19 protein-coding genes are annotated in these 23,863 nt (G+C 66.6%); 16 read left to right on the forward strand and 3 right to left on the reverse strand.

Going from position 1 to position 23,863, the window contains the following annotated elements:
- Positions 1–5: 5 nt before the first annotated feature.
- From OG976_RS25515 to lysA, 10 genes are all read left to right on the forward strand, one after another.
- Positions 6–974 carry an ABC transporter permease gene (locus OG976_RS25515; RefSeq protein ID WP_328355426.1) on the forward strand — a complete coding sequence of 323 codons (969 nt, stop codon included), beginning with the start codon at positions 6–8 and terminating at the stop codon, positions 972–974.
- Complete coding sequence (locus OG976_RS25520) at positions 971–1,879, forward strand: ABC transporter permease (RefSeq protein WP_328355429.1); 909 nt, start codon at positions 971–973, stop codon at positions 1,877–1,879. The genes OG976_RS25515 and OG976_RS25520 overlap by 4 nt, the downstream gene beginning before the upstream one ends.
- On the forward strand, positions 1,876–2,865 hold the full coding sequence (locus OG976_RS25525; protein ID WP_328355432.1) for an ABC transporter ATP-binding protein: 990 nt from the start codon (positions 1,876–1,878) through the stop codon (positions 2,863–2,865). The genes OG976_RS25520 and OG976_RS25525 overlap by 4 nt, the downstream gene beginning before the upstream one ends.
- Positions 2,862–3,896 carry an ABC transporter ATP-binding protein gene (locus OG976_RS25530; RefSeq protein ID WP_328355435.1) on the forward strand — a complete coding sequence of 345 codons (1,035 nt, stop codon included), beginning with the start codon at positions 2,862–2,864 and terminating at the stop codon, positions 3,894–3,896. Before OG976_RS25525 ends, OG976_RS25530 begins: the two co-directional genes overlap by 4 nt.
- Positions 3,893–5,086, forward strand: coding sequence for a M20 family metallopeptidase (locus tag OG976_RS25535; protein ID WP_328355438.1), 1,194 nt, complete (start codon positions 3,893–3,895; stop codon positions 5,084–5,086). The genes OG976_RS25530 and OG976_RS25535 overlap by 4 nt, the downstream gene beginning before the upstream one ends.
- A complete protein-coding gene (locus OG976_RS25540) occupies positions 5,083–6,531 on the forward strand; it encodes an APC family permease (protein WP_328355440.1) in 1,449 nt (482 codons plus the stop codon). The genes OG976_RS25535 and OG976_RS25540 overlap by 4 nt, the downstream gene beginning before the upstream one ends.
- A gap of 64 nt (positions 6,532–6,595) precedes the next feature.
- Complete coding sequence (locus OG976_RS25545; protein WP_328355443.1) at positions 6,596–7,960, forward strand: aspartate aminotransferase family protein; 1,365 nt, start codon at positions 6,596–6,598, stop codon at positions 7,958–7,960.
- Entirely contained in the window at positions 7,957–9,366 is a 1,410-nt protein-coding gene (locus OG976_RS25550; protein ID WP_328355446.1) for a xylulokinase, read from the forward strand. The genes OG976_RS25545 and OG976_RS25550 overlap by 4 nt, the downstream gene beginning before the upstream one ends.
- Complete coding sequence (locus OG976_RS25555; RefSeq protein ID WP_328355447.1) at positions 9,366–10,088, forward strand: glucosamine-6-phosphate deaminase; 723 nt, start codon at positions 9,366–9,368, stop codon at positions 10,086–10,088. The genes OG976_RS25550 and OG976_RS25555 overlap by 1 nt, the downstream gene beginning before the upstream one ends.
- Positions 10,089–10,108: 20 nt before the next feature.
- Positions 10,109–11,383, forward strand: a complete 1,275-nt coding sequence (gene lysA / locus OG976_RS25560; RefSeq protein ID WP_328355450.1) for a diaminopimelate decarboxylase — start codon at positions 10,109–10,111, stop codon at positions 11,381–11,383.
- Here lysA and OG976_RS25565 read toward each other — a convergent pair.
- Positions 11,366–12,928 (reverse strand): MFS transporter, encoded by a 1,563-nt coding sequence (locus OG976_RS25565; RefSeq protein WP_328355453.1) that lies wholly within the window; start codon positions 12,926–12,928, stop codon positions 11,366–11,368. The two genes, lysA and OG976_RS25565, sit on opposite strands and share 18 nt — an antisense overlap.
- A gap of 16 nt (positions 12,929–12,944) precedes the next feature.
- Positions 12,945–13,640 (reverse strand): LppX_LprAFG lipoprotein, encoded by a 696-nt coding sequence (locus OG976_RS25570; protein ID WP_328355456.1) that lies wholly within the window; start codon positions 13,638–13,640, stop codon positions 12,945–12,947.
- 12 nt (positions 13,641–13,652) lie between these two features.
- Here OG976_RS25570 and OG976_RS25575 point away from each other — a divergent pair, with 12 nt between their 5' ends.
- The 6 genes from OG976_RS25575 (at position 13,653) to OG976_RS25600 (ending at position 23,397) form a co-directional block, all read left to right on the forward strand.
- A complete protein-coding gene (locus OG976_RS25575; RefSeq protein WP_328355459.1) occupies positions 13,653–14,213 on the forward strand; it encodes a GNAT family N-acetyltransferase in 561 nt (186 codons plus the stop codon).
- A 22-nt stretch (positions 14,214–14,235) separates the two neighbouring features.
- The gene (locus tag OG976_RS25580) at positions 14,236–14,835 is read left to right on the forward strand and encodes a riboflavin synthase (protein WP_328355462.1); all 600 of its coding nucleotides are present in this window, start codon (positions 14,236–14,238) and stop codon (positions 14,833–14,835) included.
- 230 nt (positions 14,836–15,065) lie between these two features.
- Complete coding sequence (locus OG976_RS25585; RefSeq protein WP_328355465.1) at positions 15,066–20,942, forward strand: beta strand repeat-containing protein; 5,877 nt, start codon at positions 15,066–15,068, stop codon at positions 20,940–20,942.
- 226 nt (positions 20,943–21,168) lie between these two features.
- A complete protein-coding gene (locus OG976_RS25590) occupies positions 21,169–22,446 on the forward strand; it encodes a bifunctional 3,4-dihydroxy-2-butanone-4-phosphate synthase/GTP cyclohydrolase II (RefSeq protein ID WP_328355468.1) in 1,278 nt (425 codons plus the stop codon).
- A gap of 10 nt (positions 22,447–22,456) precedes the next feature.
- Positions 22,457–22,936, forward strand: coding sequence for a 6,7-dimethyl-8-ribityllumazine synthase (gene ribH / locus OG976_RS25595; RefSeq protein WP_328355471.1), 480 nt, complete (start codon positions 22,457–22,459; stop codon positions 22,934–22,936).
- The gene (locus OG976_RS25600; protein WP_328355474.1) at positions 22,933–23,397 is read left to right on the forward strand and encodes a PH domain-containing protein; all 465 of its coding nucleotides are present in this window, start codon (positions 22,933–22,935) and stop codon (positions 23,395–23,397) included. Before ribH ends, OG976_RS25600 begins: the two co-directional genes overlap by 4 nt.
- Here the strand turns inward: OG976_RS25600 and OG976_RS25605 are convergent.
- Positions 23,384–23,845 (reverse strand): GNAT family N-acetyltransferase, encoded by a 462-nt coding sequence (locus OG976_RS25605; protein ID WP_328355476.1) that lies wholly within the window; start codon positions 23,843–23,845, stop codon positions 23,384–23,386. The two genes, OG976_RS25600 and OG976_RS25605, sit on opposite strands and share 14 nt — an antisense overlap.
- Between the last annotated feature and the right edge of the window lie 18 nt (positions 23,846–23,863).

Genomic DNA, 23,863 nt, shown 5'->3' on the forward strand with positions numbered 1-23,863 from the left:
AGTCGATGCTTCGGTACCTCACTCAAAAATTCTCTTACCTGGTGTTCACGCTCATCGCGGTGGTTGCGACGAATTTCGTTCTCTTCCATCTGATGCCGGGAGATCCGGTGACCCACATTGCCCGCGGCCAGCACCTGGATGCCGAGGCAATCGCACGACTGCGCAGCTACTACGGCCTGGATCAGTCGATGGCGTCGCAGTTCGTCACCTACCTGCAGAACCTGCTCAAGGGCGATCTCGGGTTCTCCTACACCTATCAGGCGTCCGTCGGCCCGATCGTGGTGAAAGCCCTTGGGAACACGTTGATTCTGGTGACGATCTCGACGTTGCTGGTGATCATCCTGGGGGTGCTGATCGGCGTGTACGCCGCCTCGCGGCGCGGGTCGCGCACCGACGGCGGGCTGGTCATCGGGTCGCTGGTGTTCTGGAGCCTGCCGACGTTCTGGGTGGGCATGCTGCTGATCTTCGTCTTCGCGGTGACGCTGGGCTGGTTCCCGATCGCCGGGATGTACACCGCGGATGCGCTGTATCCCACGGTGTTAACCCGGATCGCCGACCTTGCAAGACATCTCGTGTTGCCGACTGTGGCGATGGTGCTCGTCGACATCGCACAGTTCGTCCTGATCACCCGCAGCTCACTGCTGGCGACCTTGTCGGAGGACTACATGGTGACCGCGCGGGCCAAGGGGCTCACGCCGCGCCGGGTGTTGTGGCGGCACGGCGTGCGCAATGCGCTCCTGCCGGTGGTCACCGCGACGACGCTGTACGCGAGCGCGACGGTGGGAGGCACCATCCAGGTCGAGACGGTGTTCTCCTGGCCCGGCATGGGTCAGCTCATCTACCTGTCGGTGATCAGGCGCGACTATCCCGTGATGGAGGCCTGTTTCCTGATCTTCGCCGTGGTCGTCGTGGTGGCCAACTTCGCCAGTGACATGGTCTACCGCGCTCTCGATCCTCGGGTGAGGCTGACATGACCGGACCGATCCCCAATCTGGAGCCCGAGCCGGCCGCCGCCCACATCACTGGGGGATGGCGCGGCGTCGTTCGGAAACTGGTTGCCGACCCGATGGGCCTGACCGGCTTGCTGAGCGTCGCTGTCGTGATGCTGGTGGCGATCGCCGGACCGCTGCTCGCGCCGTATGACCGCACCGATGTCGCCGGTTCGCGAGCCGGAATCCTGCAGCCGCCCAGTGCACTTCACTGGCTGGGCACCGACGAACTCGGCCGCGACGTGTTTCGCCAGGTGGTGGCCGGAACGTCGGTGTCCCTGGAGATCGGTCTCATCGCAACAATCATCACGATCCTGATCGGGACGCTCGTGGGCGTTCTGGCCGGCTGGTTCACCGGATTCGTCGACGCCATGCTGATGCGAGTCACCGACTTCTTCCTGGTACTGCCCAACCTCCCGTTGATGATCGCGCTCGGAGCGATCATCGGTCAGAGTCTGCCGATGATCGTGGTGGTCATCGCGATCACCAGCTGGCCCAGCACCGCACGCATCGTGCGCTCCCAGGCATTGGCGTTGCGTGAACGAGAGGTGGTGGCACGGGCCAGGACCGTGGGGCTCTCGTCGGTAGGCATTCTGTGGCGACTCATCCTGCCCGGCGTTCTCGCACTGGTGATCGCCAACGCTGTTCTGGTGATCGCCGGGTCCATTCTCGCCGAGGCGACGCTGTCGTTCCTCGGGTTGGGTGACCCCATCCGGACATCATGGGGGCAGATCTTGCACAACGCGTTCGCCGCGGGTGCGGTCGGCAACGGCAACTGGTGGTATTTCCTTCCGCCGGGTATCGGCATTGTGCTGGTGGTCCTTGCCTTCTCGCTGATCGGGCAGAGTCTGGAGCGCATTCTCAATCCCCGGCTGGTGGTGGCTGAATGACGCTTCTGTCTGTTCGCAACCTGAGTGTCAGCTATTCCGCGGGGGATTCGGCGGTTCGGGCGGTCGACGGCGTCGACCTCGATGTCGGCGCCGGCGAGGTGGTCGGCTTGGCCGGTGAATCTGGTTGTGGAAAAAGCACACTCGCGCTGGCGGTGGCACGGCTGCTGCCCCACGGCGCCGCTGTGACCGCCGATGAGCTCAGTTTTGCCGGTACCGATCTGCGGTCGGTGAACGACGCGGAACTACGGGGCCTGCGCTGGCGGCGGCTCGCGTTGGTGTTCCAGGGGGCGATGAACGGATTCAACCCGGTCATGACGATCGGTGACCAAATCGGTGAGGCGATCCGCGCGCACGAGCCCGGCACCAAGCGGCGTGTCGTCAACGACCGGGTGGCCGAACTGCTCACTCAGGTTGGCATCGCGTCCAATCGGGCCGCCGACTACCCGCACCAGCTTTCCGGCGGAATGAAGCAGCGCGCGATGATCGCGATGGCACTGGCGTGCAGTCCCGATCTGGTGATCGCAGACGAACCGACTACCGCGCTCGACGTCATGACGCAGGCTCAGATTCTCGAACTCATCCGGCGGCTGGCCGACGAACTGGGACTGGCCATGTTGATCATCTCCCACGACCTGACCGTCCTGGCCGAGCTGTGTGACCGGGTCGCGGTGATGTACGCCGGCCGCATCGTCGAATACGGACAATCCGAGGAGATCCTGACCGCCGGGGCCCGACCCGCGCACCCCTACACCCGACGGCTGCTCGACTGCTATCCACGGCTGGATGCCGGCCAGGCTTCCATCAGCGGAATCCCCGGCAGCCCTCCCGATCTCGCCAATCCACCGGCGGCCTGCCGATTTGTCGACAGGTGCACGGAAAGTCTGCCGCGTTGTGCGGTCGAAGATCCCGCGCTCCGGCCGGTGTCCGACTCCGGACATGTGGCCGCATGCCATCTGCTCCAACCGGCGCTGGGGGCGGTTCTATGACCGAGATGCTGTCCCGACCGGTGACCGCGGAGCTTCGGGATCTGCGGGTGCATTTTCCGGTGCGGCATGGACGCACAACGCTGACGGCGCGCGCAGTCGACGGTGTGGACCTGACCGTCCACGAAGGGGAGATCGTCGCTCTGGTAGGTGAATCAGGTTGCGGGAAGACGACTATCGCGCGCACCCTGATGCGGCTCGTGGACGCTACGTCGGGCACGATTTCGGTCGCCGGGACCGACATCACGCATACCCAGGGTCGGGCACTGCGCCGTCTGCGTCACAACTTCCAAATGATCTTCCAGGATCCGTTCGAGAGCCTGGCGCCCAACGCGACGGCCTTCGAGGTGGTCAGCGAAGGTCTTGCCATCCACCGCCCGGACCTCGACGCGGCGGCTCGCGGCACCGCGGTGCTTACCGCCCTGGAGAAGTGTGGACTGACCCCGCCCGGGGCAATCGCTGATCGGCGGATCTTTCAACTCTCGGGTGGTCAGCGCCAACGCGTCGCCATCGCGGCTGCCCTCGCCGTCGAGCCACGGTTGCTCGTCGCCGACGAGCCGGTATCGATGCTCGATGTGTCGTTGCGGGCCGGCGTCATCCGGCTGCTACTCGACATGCGCGAGAAGTTGGGGATCGCGATCCTGTTCATCACTCACGACCTGGCACTGGCCGGTGTGTTCGCCGACCGCGTCGCCGTGCTGTACCTGGGTCAGGTGGTGGAGCAGGGAGCTGCCGCCGAGGTGATCGGTACGCCCCGGCATCCCTACACCCAAGCATTGGTCGACGTGATGCCCAAGGCCGGCGGCGGTCGTCGCAGTGCGCGAGCGCTTCTGACCGGCGAACCGCCCAACGTGACCAACACCGACACCGGTTGCCGGTTCGCCCCGCGCTGCCCGCTGCGCCGGCAGCTCGGGGAACCCGAACGATGCCGGACCGAGCAGCCGATTCTGCGCGCTGTCTCCCCGGAACATGTTGTCGCCTGCCATTTTTCCGATACGGAAGTATCGCCAACCCCGAAGGAGAGCACTACATGACCGTCACGCGTGAGGAAGCCATCGAGTTGCTGGAGGCGATGGTAAAGATCGACTCTGTCACCCCCTGGTTGATCCCCGGCGGGGCGGGTGAAGGAGAGGTGGCCCGCTTTATGCGCGACTGGCTGAGCGACCTCGGATTGGATGCGACGCTCGAGGACGTCGAGCCCGGCCGGCCCAACGTGCTGGCGTGGCTGCGGGGTAGCAAGCCCGGACCGACCATCTGCCTGTCGGCGCACATCGACACCGTCGGTTACGAGAACTGGGCTGACCGCGCCCTGCACCCCGTGATCGACGGCGATCTGATGATCGGGCTGGGGGCCGCCGACGACAAGGGCGGATGTGCCGCCGCCATGCTCGCCGTGCGTGAATTGGTGCGCTCGGGAACGGAACTGGCCGGAAACGTGCTCGTTGCGCTGGTGATCGATGAAGAGGGCGTCAGCATCGGTACCGAGCACCTGGTGGCCCATCACGCGGACGAGATCGACTACGCGATCAACCTCGAGCCGGAAGGTTCCCACACGATCTTCGGGGAGCACCAGGGCTTCGGATGGATCGACATCATCGTGCACGGGGTTCCCGCGCACGGGTCGGCGCCCGACAAGGGGGTGGACGCCATCGTCCACATGGCCGAGGTTCTCACCAGACTGCGTCGGCTGGACGAGACGGTGTGGAAGCCCAATCCCGACCCGAAGAACGGCCGCACCGTCTTCCACACCGGAACCATCAAGGGCGGTACCGACTACGCCACCTACCCCAACCAGGCCGTCGTCGGCATCGAGATCGGCACCCAGCCGGGGGAGACGCTGGCCAACCGGGTCGCCGAGATCGAGGAGATCTTCGCCGAGGTCGCCAAGACCGACCCGAAATTCCGCGGCGAGGTCAAGGTCCGGCTGGACCGTGACCCGTTCACCGGGGAAGGTAACGGCGCCCTGCTGGACGCACTCGCCGATGCCACGGAGGCGGTCAACGGGGTGCGATCCCCGGTCACCGGATTGAATGCCTGGACCGACGCGGCACTGTTCCAGAGCGCGGGTATTCCCACCGTGCTCTTCGGGCCCGAAGGGGGCAACTATCACGCGGCCGAGGAGTGGGTGTCGATTCCCGATCTGGTTGCCACCACGGAGATCCTGCGCCGCGCCCTGGTGACGCTCATCGGCTCGCCGGTGCCGACGGGCGGTGAATCCCGATGACCGCTTCAGCTGATAACACGGCCAGTCCCGGGTTGCGCTCGGGTGCGCTGCGCGCTGTCGATGTTGTGGTGATGGCGTTGGCGAGTTCGGGGCCCATCCAGAGCGTGGCCGTCTCGCTGGCCGCCATCTTGGCCACCGTCGCCTACGCCGGCTTCGTGCCGATTCTCATCTGTTTCGTCCCGATGCTGGGCATCGCGCTCGGATACCAGCGTCTGCACGCATGGCAGCCCAGCGCGGGCGCGACCTACACGTGGGTGGGCCGGGTGCTCAACCCGCACGCCGGATTCTTCGCCGGCTGGATCATGTTGCTGTACTACACAGTTGGAACGACCAGCCTGACCATCCCGCTCGGGAGCTATCTGCTCTCGTTCTTCTCTGACACTGCCGCGGACAACACGGTCGCCGTGGCCGCGGTCGGCACGGTCTTCGACCTGATCGTCACCGCTGTGGCCGCGTTCGGTGTGGCGTTGTCAGCCCGATTCCAACTGGCCTGGGCCATCTTCGAGTACGCGCTGCTGATCGGCTTTGCGGTGCTGGCCGTGGTCTTCATCGCCCATGGTCACAATGACGTGGTCAAGCCCAGCTGGTCGTGGTTCACGATCGAGGGTGCTGGCGGCTTCAAGTCGCTGATCTCCGGCGTGCTGCTGGCGATCTTCCTCTACTCCGGTTGGGACACCGCGGCCTACGTCGGCGAGGAGTCCACCGGCCGCACTGCCGGACGCGCAGCGGTGACCAGTGTCATTCTGCTGTTCGTCATCTACTCGGTGTCGGTGTTGGCATTCCAGGGCATTGCGCCGATGCAGGACATGCAGGACCACGCGGCCAACATTCTCGCGTTCGTGGGCGAGCGGATCGGCGGCGGGTTCTGGGCCAACGTGATGATCGTGGCGGTGCTCGGCGGCACACTCGCGTCGCTGCTGGCGGCAATCGTCAGTGCGTCGAGGATCGGCTTCGCCATGGGGCGTGATCGGGTCGTTCCGACATGGCTGGCCAACGTGAGCCCCAAATACGGCACCCCGTTGAATGCGACGATCCTGTTCGGTCTGCTGAACATCGCGTTCCTCTGGGGCTCGATACTCATCGGTGCGGTAGGCGAGGCGCTGTCGAACATCGTCAGCACACTCGGATTGATGGCGGCGATCTTCTACCTGCTGACAGCGGTCACCGCGATCTGGTGCTATCGGCGCCAAATCACCTCCTCTGCCAAGGATTTCGCTATCGGCGGTCTGATGCCCGGCCTGGGCGCGGCGTTCATGGCGTTCGTCGTCGTGTACTCGATCGCGTCGGGCTCGCTCAACGGGATCGAACTTGCCTTCGGCGTCGGTCTCGCCCTTGCGGGGCTGGTGCTTTCGGTCATTTCGGCCAAGGTCGGGCGCGCGCCCTTCTACACCGATCCGGGCCACGACGTCGCGCCGACCCCGGACCCGCTGGGCACACCCCGATGACCGGATGCCCCGACCTGACCCCTTCTGTTGACCACATCTTCTCCGAAGTGAAAGAGAATCTCTGATGCAATTCACCGACGCCTACGCGGCCCGGACGCACGACACCAAGGCGCTCTATGAGCGCGCCAAGCGCACTGTCCCGGGCGGGGCGGGTTCGACGGCCCGGCTTCCGCGTAACGGCTGGAAGCCCTACCCGATCTTCATGGCGCAGGGCAGCGGTTCACGCCTGACCGATGTCGACGGCAACACCTACATCGACTACCTGCTCGGACTTGGCCCGATGATCCTCGGCCACCGCCACCCAGTCGTCACCAACGCCGTCACCGAGGCGGTGCGCGACCTGGGCACGTGCTTCGGCCTGCCATACGAGCTGGAGATCGAGGCCGCCGAGAAAGTGGTCGCCGCGGTGCCCGGGATCGAACAGGTCCGGTTCACCAACTCCGGCTCGGAGGCCGTGGGTACCGCGGTCCGGCTGGCCCGCGCGACCACCGGCAGGCGCATCGTCGTGCGCTTCGAAGGTCACTATCACGGTTGGCAGGACACGGTCTACTGGTCAAACCACGTCGATCCGGTCCTGGCCGGCCCCGCCGATCATCCGCGGCCGGTCGCCATGGGTCCGGGCGTGCCTGCCGAGCTAGAGGACACCCTGGTTGTTCTGACCTGGAACGACCCGGACAGTTTCGTGGAGCTGATGGACCGCAGGGGCGACGAGATCGCCGCGGTGCTGACCGAGCCTGCGGTGTTCAACACCGGCTGCATCCTGCCCGAGCCCGGCTATCTGGAACTGCTGCGGGCCGAAACCCGCAAGCACGGCGCGCTGTTGATCTTCGACGAGGTGATCACCGGGTTCCGGTTCGCCCGCGGCGGCGCCCAGGAGTGGTTCGGGGTCACCCCGGATCTGACGACCCTGGCCAAGGGTTTGGGCGGCGGATTCCCGGTGGCGGCGATCGGCGGGTCAGTGGAGGCGATGCACATGATCGCCGACGGGACCTACTCCCATTCGGGCACCTACAACGCCAACGTCGTGCAGTGCGCGGCGGTGTCGGCGACGATGGATGTGCTGGCCGAACCCGGACTGTACGAACGCCAGCGCGCGCTCGGCCATCGGCTGGCAACCGGACTGAGCGAGCTGGCCGCCGAGCGGGGACTCGACGCGTACTGCGAAGGGCTCGGCACCGTCTTCCAGCTGTGGTTCGCCGACGGGCCGATTCACAACTGGCGCGATGCCGTGGCGCACGCGAACGAGGAACTGTTTACCCGGTGGTATGAGGAGATGGTGGTCCGCGGAGTGCTGTTCCATCCGTTGCAGTTCGAGAATCTGTTCGTGTCGTTGGTCCATGACGACCGCGATATCGACGAGACCCTCAACGCTGCGGCCGACGCGCTGACCGTCGTCGCCCGCGCGAACGTGCCCGCAGCGGGATCGTGAGCGATCGTCCCGTCGTCCTCGGCGTCGACCTCGGCACCTCCGCTATCAAGATCGTCGCCGTGTGCGAGGACGGCACAGTGGCCGCCACCGCGCGGTGCGGATACCCCACCGCACGCCCTGAACAGGCTGCTGCTGAACAGAATCCGCAGGATTGGTGGCAGGCGTTGCAGACCGCGGGCGACGAGGTTGCCCGCACGGTCTCACCGCACCGGTGGCGGGGTATGGGGCTCAGCGCCATGCTGCCCACCCTGGTGGAACTCGACGCCGACGGAGCCGTTTGCGGCCCGGCGATCACCTGGGAGGACGCGCGTGCCGAGGAGCAGGCCGCGGAGCTGATCGCCCGTTTCGGCGATGACCTCCTGTACCGCCGTACCGGTCAGCGAGTGGACGGCCGCTATCTGGCGCCCATGCATGCCCGGTTGGCCGGGCTGGGCCGCGCCGGCGTGACGGCGGCCGGTGCCAAGGATGTGTTGTTCGAGCAACTCACCGGACGGCTGGTGACCGACCCGAGCACGGCAGCGGGCAGCGCGGCTTTCGATATCGAGGAGAGCTCTTGGATCACCGAGATCACCACTGCTGCAGGTATTTCCGCGATGCCCGAGATTGCCCCTTCGGACACCGTGGAATCCCTGGCCGCCCCGTGGCGGCAGCGGTGGGGGCTCGATGACCTGCCAGTGGTTCTCGGTGCGGCCGACTCGGTGCTGGGCGCACTGGGTGTGGGTGCGGTCAACCACGGTGACGTCGGGGTGATCGCGGGTACCTCGGCGATCGTCTTGGGCATCTGTGACGAGCCGACCCGCGACCCGCAGCTGCGCTATCTGGTCACGCCGCTGGCCGGTAGCGGATGGGGACTCGAAATGGACCTGCTGGCAATGGGTTCGGCCTTCGGTGCGGTAGCCGCGCTGTTCGGACTGAGCGGCCCGGCCGCGTTGCTCGACGCAGCGGTGCATGTGCCTGTCGATGAGGCACCGCTGTTCCTGCCGTACCTGACTCCGGGGGAGCAGGGCGCGCTGTGGGACCCCAGCCTGACGGGAACGCTGAAGGGTTTGCGGTTGTCGATGGGCGTCGGCCACATCGCCCGCGGGTTGTTGACCGGGATCGTCGTGGAACTGCGTCGGTGCATCGACGTCCTCGCCGACACCACCGGCCGGGCGGGGCCGATTCTGCTCGGGGGCGGCAGTGCGGTCAGTCCCCTGATGTGGCAGGACCTCGCCGACGCCACTGGACGGGAGGTACGCGCCGATCCGCACGTCAGCGACCACTCGGCACTGGGCGCGGCGATCTTCGCCGCCGGGGCGCTGGGGCGGCCGATCGAGCGGACTCCGCAGACCACCATCGTGTCGCCGCGGCCGGACCGGCACCTGTGGTGGACGCAGTGCTTGGCCCGTCACGACGAGGCACGGTGATGACCGTCAGCATCGTCGACGGCGAGGCGTTCGCTGCCGCCGCCGCCGACGAACTGCTCTCCAGGCTGCCCCCGATTGCGCCGCGGTTGGGAGTGGCGACCGGCGAGACGCCGATGCGGCTCTACGACGAACTCGCCCGGCGCAGCAGGTCAGGCGAGATCGACCTGTCGTCCGCCGTCGTCGTCGCCCTCGACGAGTACGTCGGCCTCGGATTGGCGGACGCGCAGAGCTACGCGGCCTACGTGCGTGAGCGAATCGCCGAGCCACTCGGCATTGCCCCGGAGAATGTGGTTGTGCCCCAGGGTGATTCACCGGATCCGGCCGCGGCCGCAGCAGAGTTCGACGCCCGGATCGCCGCCATTGGCGGCGTCGACGTGCAGATCGCCGGCATCGGCGCCAACGGCCACCTGGGCTTCAACGAGCCGGGGTCGCCGCTGGCGTCCACCACCCGTGTCGTGGCGCTCTCCGAGCGGACCCGCTCCGACAATGCGCGCTTCTTCGGCGGCCGCATCGAGGCGGTTCCCCGCCGCGCCATCACCCAGGGGCTGGCGACCATCTGCCGGGCGCGCGCCATTGTGCTGCTTGCCTCGGGCCCGGCGAAGGCCCAGCCGCTGGTGGCCGCGCTGTTCGGGCCGGTCGCGGCCGCGGTGCCCGCATCGGTGCTCCAGCTCCATGCAGATGTCACAGTGGTTGCCGACAGCGCCGCTGCGGCAATGCTGTGATTCCGACACAGGAGCGATAGATGGGCAATCCGGAGGTGCTGGGCCTGTTCCCGCCCGGCAGCACACTCGATGACGACGGCACTCTCACGGTCGGCGGCTGCCGTCTCGACGAGATCGCCGCCGAATTCGGCACCCCCGTCATGGTCGTCGCGCTGGACGCCCTGCGTCACAAGGCGCGCGACTATCTCGCTGCGTTCCGCGACCTGTGGCCGCGTTCCGACGTGGCGTTCGCGTCGAAGGCGTTTCCGTGCACCGCGATCCAGCGGGTGATGACCGAGGAAGGTCTGCACCTCGACGTCGCGGGTGGGGGAGAGGTCGTCACCGCGCTGTCCGCCGGAGCTGACCCGGCCCGAATGCTGTTGCACGGCAATGCCAAAACCGACGAGGAGCTCGAGCTTGCGGTGGCCAACGGCGTCGGGCTCGTGGTGGTGGACAATTTCGACGACATCGACCGGCTGGAACGAATCGTGCCCGCCGGCCGGCGTCAAGGATGCCTGGTGCGCGTGGTTCCCGGTGTGCAGGGCAGTACCCATGCGGCCATGGCCACCGGGCACGCCGGCTCGAAGTTCGGCCTGCTGCCCGCCGATGCCCGCATCGCGATCGAGAAGATCCGTCGCAGCCGGGTGCTGCGCTGCGACGGTGTGCACACCCATGTCGGCTCGCAACTGCTCGACGCCACCCAGTTGGCCGCCGCGGTGGAGCCGGTCGCCGAACTGGGCAGTTTCGACGTCTACGACTTCGGTGGCGGCCTCGGGGTGCGCTACACCTACGACGACCATCCGCCGTCGGTGCGCGAATACGCCGCGATGATGGTCGAACGGGCCCGCGGCCTGGTGCCCGCCGACGCCCGGATCATCGTCGAGCCGGGCCGCTCGATGACCGCCGCCGCGGCCTGCACCGTCTACCGCGTCACCACCGTCAAGCACGGCGAACGAACCCACGTCGCCGTCGACGGCGGGATGGGTGACAACCTCGAGGTGTCGTTGTACGGCCAGCGGTTCGAGGCGACCGTGGTCAACCGGGTCGGTGGCGGTCAACCCGTGACGGTCGTCGGCAGGCATTGTGAGTCCGGCGATCAACTGATCGACGCTGTGGCCCTTGATAATCCGGTCGTCGGTGACCTGCTGGCGGTGCCGGTCACCGGGGCGTACTGCTACACGATGGCCAATCAGTACAACGGGGCGCGCCGCATTCCGGTGGTGTTCGTCGCCGACGGCGAGGCCCACTTGGTGGTGCGGCGGGACACCTGGGCGGACCTGTTGGCCCGCGATGTTCCGCTACCGCAGGGCGGCTAGCTGCTGATCTTCGTCGGCGTCGGCGTGTGCCGTCTTGCCGCCGATGAAGACCGCCAGCGCGGCGCCTACCAGGCAGACGATCACGGTGATGGAGAAGATCGACCCGTACTGCATCGCGAACGCCTTGCGGCCGTTCTGGGCGAGCTGGGTGGCGATCTCCAGCACGTTGGTACCGGTCGGCTTGGGCATGCTCGCCATGATCTGGTTGAACCGGTACAGGCCCCAGGCGCTCAGCGCCGCAACACCGATCAGCATGCCGGTCATCCGGGCGACCACCACGAGAGACGACGCGATGCCGTGCTGAGCGGCGGGCACCACCCGCAGTGCGGCCGAGGTCAGCGGACCGATCACCAGACCCAGTCCGAGACCGGCGACGGCGAGGTCGGTGCCGAGCACCGGTAGCGATACCGGGCCCAGGTGGTGGTAGGCGGTCATGACATCGACATTCCACTTCGAGATCAGCCAGTAGCCGCCTGCGGCGATCAGCATGCCGACCACGGCCACGATCCGGTCACCGATCCTGGTTGCGATCCAGCCACCTACCAACGCGCCGATGGGCAGGGCAAACAGGAAGTGCACCAACAGGAATACGGTTTCCTTCGGGTCCTTGCCCAGCACGCCCTGGCCGAACAACTCGACGTTGACCAACGTCACCATCAGGGCCGCGCCTGCGCACAGCGACGTACCCAGCGCGGCCAGGAACGGGACGAATCGCACGCCGGCGGGTTCGATCAGGCGGGTGCGGGCGAAGCGCTCCCACACAGCGAACGCGATCGCCGCCGCCACCGCGCCCAGCACGAGCGGCAGGCCGTAACTCGGCAGGATCTGTTTGCCGTCCGGCGCCGGGTTGTAGAGCCCGATGACGGCCAGCCCGAGGGCGATGGCCAGCAGCACACCGCCGACGACGTCGACCCGCTCCGGATTCGAGCTGCGGTCGTGGGACGGCAGGCTGAAGTGGATCAGCACCATCGCGATTACGGTCAACGGCACGTTGATCCAGAACACGTCCTGCCATTTCGACAGCACCGTGACCACGGCGATGCCGTAGAGCGGACCGAGCACGCTGCCGAGCTCCTGGGCCGCGCCGATTCCGCCGAGAACCGAGGCCCGGCTGCGGGCTGCCCACAGGTCGGCGGCCAGCGCCAGTGTGACGGGAAGCAGCGCGCCGCTGGCCACACCCTGAATGAGCCGCCCGACGACCAGCATCGGCAGTTCGGTCGACAGTGCTGTCACCACCGATCCGACCGCAAAGGTGGTCAGGCTGAGCTGCAGGATGAGTTTGCGGCCGAACCGGTCGGACAACCGGCCCAGCAGCGGCATCGCGGCCACGTAGCCCAGCAGGTAGATCGTGATGATCGGCGTCACCCGCTGGATCTGGTTGATCGGGATCTGGACCGTCTGCATGATGTCGGTCATGATCGTGACCACGACGTAGGTGTCGAGGGCGCCGAGCAGCACGGCGAGGCTGCCCGCCCCGATCGCGATCCGTCGGCTGCGGCCGGTGGCGTCCGTCCGGTCCGCTGCGGTGGTGTGGGCCTCAGTCATCGAAACGCGTCGGCGATCAGACCGCGGGCTTGGTGACGGTGACCGGCTTGTCCCAGTCCGAGAGCGTCAGCTGAATGCTGTTGCCGTCGCTCGGGTCCACCTTGGCCTGGACCAGCTGGTGCGGGTCGCTCTTCTGGATCCACACCGTCGCGGGCACGGCACCGCTGGCCTTGACCTGGGGGATGAGCTTGTTGACGGCGTCGCCGGTGACCTTGCCCGAGATCCGGACGGTGTCCACCCCATTGACGGTGTCGCTGGCTTCGGACTTGGCGTCGGTGACGCTGGCCAGCATGTTGGCCAGGCCGCTGTCCGGGTTCAGGATCACCGAGGGGTCGTAGACGTCGGCGGCAGGCCCCATGTCGAGCCAGTTGTTCGGGGTCAGGGCGGCGTACAGGGTGCCCTCGAGCACGACCAGCTGGATATCGACGTCGGAGCCACCCATCGAGATGGTGGAGTTACCCGACACGGCCACGCTGGGCACGTTGGTGAGGTCGCCGGTGAGCTTCTTGACCGGCAGCCCGTCGATCTTGCCGCTGACGTTGATCTCCAGGTGAGCGCTCTTGAGCGCTTTGGTGGCGGTAATGGACTGCTGCAGCAACCCCTGTGCGTCGGGGAGGGACTCGGCAGGCTTCGAGGAACAGCCCGCGACGACCAGCGTGGCTGTCGAAAGCAGGGCGGCAAGGACGGCGAACATTCGGCGGCGCGTCGGCATAGGTGCATCGTAGTGGGTCGCTCCGACTCGACCTCATTTGCGACGCTGGGGTTGCCCAGTCGTGACCACGTCGGTATGAGTGTGGGTATGGGCAGTGACCTGCAGTTTCAGCACGTCCCGGCCGGCGCGGGCGAGGCTGCCGCGCTGGTCGCGGCGATGGTGGCCGAGATGCGCGATCTCTACGACGGACTCGACATCGAGGCCGAGAACATGCCGAAAGCCGGCGCAGCCGAGCTCGGGCCGCCTGGTGGCACCTATCTGGTGGGCTATCGCGACGGCCGCCCGGTCTGCGGGGGCGGGATCAAGCGGCTGCCCGACGGCGCCTGCGAGATCAAACGCATGTACGTCGTACCCGAGGAGCGCGGCAGGGGCCTGGCCAAGGCCCTGTTGCAGGCGCTCGAGGACGCCGCGCGCGGGCTGGGCTACCAGGTCGCGAGGCTCGACACCGGTGCGCGGCAGCCGCACGCGCAGCGCATGTACGAGGCGGCGGGATACCGGCCGGTGGCCAATTTCAACGGCAATCCGGTGGCGACCTACTTCGGCGAGAAACGGTTGGTCGACGGCCGGGGCTAGGCCGGGGACTAGATTGGGGCCCGTGTTCACCGGAATCGTCGAAGAGTTGGGCGAGATCGTCGGCAAGGACGACCTGGGCGATTCCGCCCGTTTCGTGATCCGCGGGCCCGTCGTCACTGCTGATGCGCGCCACGGTGACTCGATCGCCGTCAACGGTGTGTGTCTGACCGTGGTGGATGTTCTGCCCGGTGGTCAGTTCAGCGCGGATGTGATGGCCGAGACGCTGCGGCGTTCCAGCCTGGCTGCCGTCGACGTGGGCAGCGCGGTCAACCTGGAGCGGGCTGCCGCCGTCGACAGCAGGCTGGGCGGCCACATCGTGCAGGGTCATGTCGACGGCACCGGCCATGTCGTCTCCCGCTCGCCCTCGGAACACTGGGAGGTGGTGCGCGTCGCGCTGCCGCCCGAGCTGTCCCGCTACGTGGTGGAGAAGGGTTCCATCACCGTCGATGGCATCTCGCTGACCGTCTCGGGCCTCGGTGACGACTGGTTCGAGGTGTCGCTGATTCCGACCACGCTGGCGCTGACCACGCTGGGCAGAGCCCCGGTGGGCGCTTCGGTGAATCTCGAGGTAGATGTCATCGCAAAGTATGTTGAGCGGTTGCTCGGCGACCGCCTGCGCTGACCCACCCTTTGCTGACATCCCTACCCTGAGCAAAACCAGCGAAATTTACGCCAGGGTTTGTTTTGGGCGTTTCGCCCACGAAACTCCTGTTCAGGGGTATTTCGCAAATCGGACCTGGGACTTGTCTTAGCCAAATCAACGACGCGATGTTAAGTTGCAGGGCGATGCGTGACGAGCGTCTCCCCGGTCGGGCGAGGTGAGGGCCGTCACCCCGACGCAAAGGAGCTGCCGTGGCTGCCGCCAGCCCACGCAACCCGCGTCGGACCAAGGGCCGCCATCGCAAGCCCACTGTCATCGAATCCTCGAATTGCGCGCAGTGGTTGCGCGTCGGCACCGTCGGTATCGGGCTGGGCGCGGCGATCGCCAGCGGGCAGGGCATCGCGTCGGCCGCCCCGGATGACTCGCCGAGCACCGGCCCCGCCAAGGATGCCGCCGATGCGTCGTCGGCGCCGAAGCAGAGTCCGGCTTCGGAGAGCACCGCACAGAAGGCCGGCCCCAAGCGCCCGCCCACGACGAAGGTGTCGGGCCAGACCAGCGACACCTCCGACAAAGACACTTCCGACAAGGACGGCTCCGGCAAGAACGGCGACGACAAGAACACCGCCGGCGGTTCGAAGGCGGATTCCGGTCCTGACTCCAGCGGCTCGACTGCCACCGACCAGCCCGCCGCGGGGAGTTCCAACAAGCGCGCCCAGCCTCAGATAAAGGTCAAGCCGCCCAAGACATCCGACGTAGATTCGACGCCGTCGGCCCAGGGAACTCCGGCCGCCAAGCCTGCCGGCAAATCCGACACCGACACGACGGTCAACACTCCCGCGCCGTCGGCAGCGGTGGCGGCCACTGAGTCCAGCACCACCGTCACGGTCGCAGCTGTCCCGGCCGCGACGGCCGCCGTCTCCAACGCCGTTACGGCGCAAACAGCCTCCGCGCCAGAGGTTTTCACCAGTATCGCCGACGTGCTGAACTGGATGGGACAGGGGTTGGAGGAGTCGCTGGCGCTGGCGGTACGCAACACGCGTTCGCCCAAGGGCAGCTCGGCGGGCACGACCACGACGACGTCGGCTCCGCCGGCGGCGACAACCCCAGGTACCGGCGCATCCGCCGGTGATACCCCCGACGGCGCCGCCGCCGTCACCCCTATCTCTCCCGAGGATGCGGTCGCGACACTGACCGCGGCGTACAACGCCAACTCGTCGGTCGAATCCCAGCACGAGGCAATGCAATTCGGCCTCCAGCTGACCAACGTGGTGAACATCGTCCTGGCGCCCGTGATCAATGCCATCAGTCTTCTCGGCGATCTCGCGGAGTTGGGCACCGCGGTGCTCAACCGTAACGGAGTCGACGTTGCCGACGAAATCGGCGATGTCACAAGGGATCTCATCGGGATGATCCCAGTGGTCGGCCAGCCGATCGCCTCGGGTCTCTACCACTTCGTCACACCACAGGCCTCGGCCGATGCCGCTACCGCCAGCGTCATGGCGGCTGCCGCCGCGTCGCCCGCTGCCGCCGCGACACCTGTGGCGGGGACGGCTGAGTGGTACTTCCAGGGCGTTCTGACGTGGGCGGTCAATCGGCTCGCCGGTTGGCCCGGGACACCGCAGAAGTTCGTCGACATCACGAATACCCAAACCGACCAGAACCTCGACCTGGCCGACCTTCAGTTGCAGAACTTGATCGACAACGCGATCGCAGGCAGTCCGGCGCGGTGGGTCAAAGACCTGCTCGGCGTCGTCGGCCTGTTCTTCCAGTCCGCAATCCCTAATTACACGTTCACGGACACCCTCAATGCGTGGGGCGATTTCCTGAACCGGATCGTGCCACCGTTCACGATCGCTCCCGGGGCCGGCACATTCGACATCATCAACCCGTACAAGATCATGGCCGCCACGGTGGTCGGCACCGCAACAGTGTTGCAGGACATGCTCAACGGCATCTATGACCCGGCCCAGTGGGAGATCGATGTCATCAAGGCGACCACCGGTGCCACGGTTACCCGTGCCGATCTGTCGGACTCGGCCAGTCTCATAAGCAAGGTCGTTGCGGCGCAGGCCGGGGCGACCTTGACCTTCGGGCTCACCGACGGTGGTGCGTTTTACGACCCGACTCGGGCCTGGGATATCACTCTACCGACCTGGACCGCGGAGCAGGTAAATCCCTTCACGGTGGTCACCTACGTGGCTTTCGTCGGGATTTACAAGCGCTTCCAGGAAATGGCGGCGCTGCTGAACTACACGAAGAGTACGACATACGAGAGTTGGCTGTACACAATAGGATTGACGCCCGAGACCGCGTCTCAGTACGCGGCCGGATCGTTCCACGCTGTTGATCAGAACGGCAACACCGTCAGCTTCCAGCCCGCCGACGGGAAGACCTATACCTCGGCGTGGGGCGCGTTGGTCACCATCAACACCTATGACGGTGGATACACCTACACCAACACGCTTCCCGGGCCGGCGTTCTTCGCTGCGGGTGCTGCCGGCCAGTACGACACCGTGAGTATTCCCGTGTCGTCGGTGGACGGCGCCCCGTACACGCTCACCTTCCAGGTCAAGATTCTCACCGTCGCCAATACGCCGTTGCCCGGCACTAATTTCACGACGAGCACCAGCTACAACTCCGGCTACCCGAGCAAGGTTCTCGGCTCCGAGTACGCGTACGGAAGCTTCCACGCGGTCGATCAGAACGGCAATGCCGCGAGCTACTCGCCGGCCGCTGGGAACACGTACACCTCCGCCTGGGGTGCCCTGGTTACGATCAACAGCAACAGCGGTGGCTTCTCCTACACCCAGACCCTTCCCGGATCCGCGTACTTCCACGCCGCTACCTCAGACAACCCGGACGACAGGTACGACACGGTGCAGGTCACCGTGAAGGGCGCCGACGGCCAGAATTACCTTGTCACGCAAAAGATTCAGATCGTCGGCGGGACGAACGCCAACCCCTCGGCGTCCCCGACCACGGGCGCGGCCGACGGGCTGGGTGTGGTGCGCGGCAGCGTCGGCGGCAGCGACTCCGACGGTGACCAGTTGACCTATTCGCTGGTCGGCTCGTCGGTCAACGGTCTGAGCGGTAACTCCGCCTACACCAAGAACGGCGCCAACAACGGCGGCATCGTGACCCTCAAAGCAGACGGAACTTTCACCTACGTCTCGACGTCGACGGCAGGCGCCACGCAGTCCTTCCAGGTGCAGATGACCGATGCCCACGGCGGCAGCACCGTCACGACCGTCACGGTGTCCAACACCACCTCGCTCACCCCAGCCAGTGTCAACACATCGACGCAGAACGTTGTCACAGGGTCGGTGCCGACGCCCGCCCTCGATACCGGAATGTTCACCTACACGCTGGGTGCCGCCCCCTCGAAGGGCACGGTCACGTCCTGGAACCCGGTCACGGGCGCCTTCACCTACACCCGCGACTCGAATCTGGGCCATACGACGACGCCCAACGACGTCGTCACTGTGATCGCCACCGACGCCAACGGCCGGACGGTCACCATGAGCTTCGCCGTCAACGCGACCGTCGGCAACCTCGCGCCGGTGGGCACCGGGCTCACCACCGACTCGCCCGTCGGCGCGCCGGTCTACACCAGTGTGGGAGTACTCAACTGGTCCGACATCCAGCAGACGAACGGCACGCTGCACGCGACGGACCCGAATAACGACGCGGTGCATTTCGCCAGTGGTACGTACACCACGACCAACGGTGGTTCGGTCACGGTCAACTCTGACGGCACGTTCAGTTACAAGATGGAGAAGGACGCGTACGACGACGGGTTGCTGATCCACACCCATGATGCCTACTGGCACCAGCCTGTCGGTGCGGTTGACACATTCACTGTCAACGTCAGTGATGACTTCGGTGGTACCACCGCGGTAACGTACGCGGTCCCGATCGCATCGCTGAACAAGGCGCCGACGTTGAGCGGAGGCGTCGCCAGTTCGAGTGCCAGTGGGCTCGGTGTGGTGCGCGGCAACATCTCGGGTGCCTCTGACGGTGACGGCGACAGCGTGACCTACCGCTTGCTCAACACCAGCGGCGGGTCGGCGTACACCACGAACGGCGGCATCGTGACGATGAGTGGCACCTCGTTCACCTACGTCCCGAAGGTGGGTGTCAGCTCGGATTCGTTCCAGGTGCAGGCTGATGACGGTCATGGTGGCCTCACCACGGCGACGGTCACGCTGAGCGGCCTGAGCACACCGTCGCCGCAGACCAATATCAACGCGGCCGGCGGTGTCACCAACGGTTCGCTGAACGTCCCGGCTGGCGATACCGGACTGGGGCTGACCTACAGCCTGGGTACCGGCCCGTCGAAGGGCACCGTGATGGTCAACGCCGACGGCACCTACACCTACACCCGCACAGCCGGTCTGGGCCACACCACGACCCCGAACGACTCGTTCACCATCACGGCCACCGATGCCACCGGCAAGTCGGTTGTCATCGCCACCATCAACGTCGCCCCGACGGTGACCAACACCGCGCCGGTGGGTAACGGTGTGACCGTGGCCAGTTCGTCGCTGGATCGGATTGTGGGTCCGTACGACAAGCAGAGCACGTCAGGAACGCTGAAAGCCACTGACGCCGAAGGTGATTCGGTCACGTGGGCCGCGGGCACCTACAACACCGCCAACGGTGGGACCATCACCGTGGCCGCCAACGGGTCCTTCAGCTACTCGTTGCAGAAGTACGCGTGGTTCGGGGTCTCGGATAGCTACTGGCACGACCATGCGGTGGTGGGCGATCCCGGTGACACATTCACGGTCGCGGTCAGCGATGCGTTCGGCGGTACCACCAACGCGACGTATTCGATCCCGATCGAGAAGCAGAACGCGGCGCCGACGTTGAGCGGCAGTGTCGCCAGTTCGAGTGCCAGTGGGCTCGGTGTGGTGCGCGGCACCATCTCCGGCGGCTCTGACGGTGACGGCGACAGCCTGACCTATCGCCTGCTCAACACCAGCGGTGGATCGGCCTACACCACCAACGGCGGCATTGTGACGATGAGTGGCACCTCGTTCACCTACGTTCCGAAGGTGGGGGTCAGCTCGGATTCGTTCCAGGTGCAGGTCGACGACAATCACGGTGGGGTCACCACGGCGACGGTCACGCTGAGCGGGTTGACCACGCCGTCGCCGCAGACCAACACCAACGGCGTGGCCGGTTCCACGAGCGGGTCGCTGAACGTCCCGGCCGGCGACACCGGCCTGGGGCTGACCTACAGCCTGGGCAGCGGGCCTTCGAAGGGCACCGTGGTGGTCAACGCCGACGGCACCTACACCTACACCCGGACCGCCGGCCTGGGCCACTCCACGACGCCGAACGATTCGTTCACCATCACGGCCACCGATGCCACCGGCAAGTCGGTTGTCATCGCCACCATCAACGTCGCCCCGACGGTGAGCAACAGCGCGCCTGTGGCGACGGTCAACGGTAGCTCCGGGACGGTCACGCTGTCCGGTCCGGGATCCAAGACCAACCCCAACGCGGCCGGAGTCCAGACGATCACCGGCCTATCGTTCGTCACCAGCGACGCCGACTCCGACGCACTGCTGATCAACAACAAGTTCGATGGCACCGGCACGACCTTCGCCCTGGCCAGCGGCGGCACCATCGCCACCGCCAACGGCGGCACTGTGACCGTCAACTCCAACGGCACCATGTCGTACTCGATCAGCCAGAGCGCGGCCTACTTCCACGCCGCGGCCAAGATGGGGGCTACCGCAGCGCAAAAGACGGACTGGTTCAACTTCACCGTCACCGACGGCTACGGCGGCACCAGCACCGTCACGGTGGTCATCCCGATCTACGCCGAAAACAGGGACCCGGCTACGAGCGCCGTCAAGGTCGGCAATAGCTGGACGAGCATAAAAGCGACCGATCCCGATGGCGAGACGATCTCGACCACGAAACTCAGCGCCCCGCCCAGTAACGCCAACCCCGGCTCGGGGTACATCGTCTCCACCGGGGACTCCCTGACCGGCAGCCTCAACCTCGGCACCGCCGCCCTCACCAAGTTCTCCTCCTTCACTATCACCGTCTACGACGGGTACTGGAGGACCTCCAACGGCGTAGTGACCAGCACGCCGGGCCAGAAGCAGGTCTGATCCACCCCGACACCGACGGCGCAGCAGCGCGTTGCAGAACGCCGCGTGGTCGACCGGCCCGTCCTGTCGCGTATGTCACATCGTCCCCGGCTGGCCTGGGCATATCGAGGCCCGAGATCGCCGGCCGCCGACTAAGCGGACCGCTGAGCAGGAGCGGCAATAACCCGGGTCCACTCGTGGTTCATACTGTGTGCAGCAGATTCAGGGTAGAGGGCAGGCGGCAACGATGACGAGGCTGGACACCGTCGAACGGGCGGTTGCCGATATCGCGGCGGGCAAGGCCGTTGTCGTCATTGATGACGAGGACCGCGAGAACGAGGGCGATCTGATCTTCGCCGCCGAGAAGGCCACCCCTGAGCTGGTGGCGTTCATGGTCCGCTATACCTCGGGCTATCTCTGTGTACCTCTGGACGGCGACATCTGCGATCGTCTAGGTCTACTGCCGATGTACGCCGTCAACCAGGACAAGCACGGCACCGCCTACACCGTCACGGTCGATGCGAAAAACGGTGTGGGGACTGGTATTTCAGCCTCGGATCGGGCGACGACCATGAGGCTGCTCGCCGACCCGTCCAGCGTCTCCCAGGATTTCACCAAGCCCGGCCATGTCGTGCCGCTGCGCGCCAAGGACGGCGGGGTGTTGCGCCGTCCGGGCCACACCGAGGCCGCCGTCGACCTGGCCCGGATGGCCGGCCTGCAGCCGGCCGGGGCGATCTGCGAGATCGTCAGCCAGAAGGACGAAGGCGCGATGGCGCAGACCGACGAACTTCGGGTCTTCGCCGACGAGCACAACCTGGCTCTGATCTCGATCGCCGACCTCATCGAATGGCGCCGCAAGCACGAGAAGCACATCGAGCGGATCGCCGAGGCACGCATCCCCACCCGGCACGGTGAGTTCCGCGCGGTGGGCTACTCCAGCGTCTACGAAGAGGTCGAGCACGTCGCTCTGGTGCGGGGCGACATCGCCGGCCCGGAGAACGACGGCCACGACGTGCTGGTCCGGGTCCACTCGGAGTGCCTCACCGGCGACGTATTCGGTTCGCGCCGTTGCGACTGTGGGCCGCAGCTGGACGCGGCGCTGGCCATGGTGGCCCGTGAAGGCCGCGGAATCGTGCTCTACATGCGCGGCCACGAGGGCCGCGGCATCGGGCTGATGCACAAGCTGCAGGCCTACCAGTTGCAGGATGCCGGCGCCGACACCGTCGACGCCAACCTCGAACTGGGCCTGCCCGCCGACGCCCGCGACTACGGCATCGGCGCCCAGATCCTGGTCGACCTCGGTGTGCGCTCGATGCGGCTGCTCACCAACAACCCGGCCAAGCGGGTGGGTCTGGACGGCTACGGGCTGAACATCATCGAACGGGTGCCGTTGCCGGTGCGCGCCAACGCCGAGAACATCCGCTACCTGATGACCAAGCGGGACCGGATGGGCCACGACCTGACCGGTCTGGACGACTACGACGACGCAGCGCAACTGCCCGGGGACTTGGGCGGAGCCCTGTGAGGACCGCCAAATGAGCGGGGGCGCAGGCATTCCGGACCTTCCGGAAATGGACGCCTCCCAGGTGTCGCTGGCGATCGTCGCCAGTACCTGGCACGCGCAGATTTGCAATGCGCTGCTCGACGGCGCACGCCGCGTCGCCGAGGACTCCGGTATCGCCGAGCCGACCGTGGTGCGGGTACTCGGTGCCATCGAGATCCCGGTCGTCGCACAGGAACTCGCGCGCACCCATGACGCGGTGGTCGCCCTAGGTGTGGTGATCCGTGGCCAGACACCGCATTTCGACTACGTGTGCGACGCGGTCACGCAGGGGCTGACGAGAGTGTCGCTGGATGCCTCGACACCGGTGGCCAACGGCGTGCTCACCACCGACAACGAGGAGCAGGCCCTCGACCGGGCCGGTCTGCCCGATTCGGCCGAGGACAAGGGCGCCCAGGCGGCGGCGGCCGCGCTGTCGACGGCGTTGACGCTGCGCCACCTGCGCGGGGCATGACCGACTCCACGACCGCGTGGGATGTCGTGCTGCGGCCACGACTGATCCGGATCGTCGCCTACGTCGCGGCGTTCGTCGTCGCGGTGGCGGGCATCACCGTCGGATTCCTATACAAGATCAAGTTCACCGGTGCTTTCATCCAGCCCGCCGACCAAGTGGCCGTCGCGACCCTGGGCGTGGTCCTGGGTGGGGCGATCCTGCTGCTGGCGATGCCGCGGGTGCGGGTCGGGCCCGCCGGAATCGCTGTGCGCAACCTCCTGCTGGAACGCGTGGTGCCCTGGGACGACGTGGTCGACGTGAGCTTCCCGGAGGGGTCCCGCTGGGCCCGCGTGGACCTCGCCGCCTACGAGTACATCCCATTGGTCGCCGTGCAGGCGGTGGACGGCGAGCGGGCCGTCGAGGCGATGGAGACCATGCGGACACTCATGGCGACCTACCGCAACGGCATCACGCCAGCCTGAGTCGCATCGCCACCTCGGGGCGGCCGTCGTCACCGATCTCCACGAATCCGAAACTCTCGTAGACCGAGCGGGCGACGACGTTGTCGCGCGCCATCCGCAATGTCACGATGCGCGCGTCACTGCGGCGGGCCCAGTTCAGTGCGGCGCCGACGAGGTCGCGGCTCAGGCCGCGGCCACGAACTCGGGGGTCCAGCCACAGCGAGTACAGGTACACGGTGCCGGGACTGGCCCGGTGGGCAGCGATCAGGCCCTCCGGTCGTTCTGCGACGACGGCGACGAACTGGGCGTGCTCCCGCAACCGCTGCCGCCACTGCGCCGCCGACATCCGCGACTCTCCGAGGTACTGCTCGTCGGTGGTGCCCAGCGCGTCGGCCAGCGCCCGCAACCGGAGCTGAGCGAATTGCTCCCAGTCCGACTCGGTGAGGCGGGTGATGCGCGCCGTGGGCACGCCCTCGACGGTACTAAC

The organism is Mycobacterium sp. NBC_00419, from assembly GCF_036023875.1.
Taxonomy (GTDB): domain Bacteria; phylum Actinomycetota; class Actinomycetes; order Mycobacteriales; family Mycobacteriaceae; genus Mycobacterium.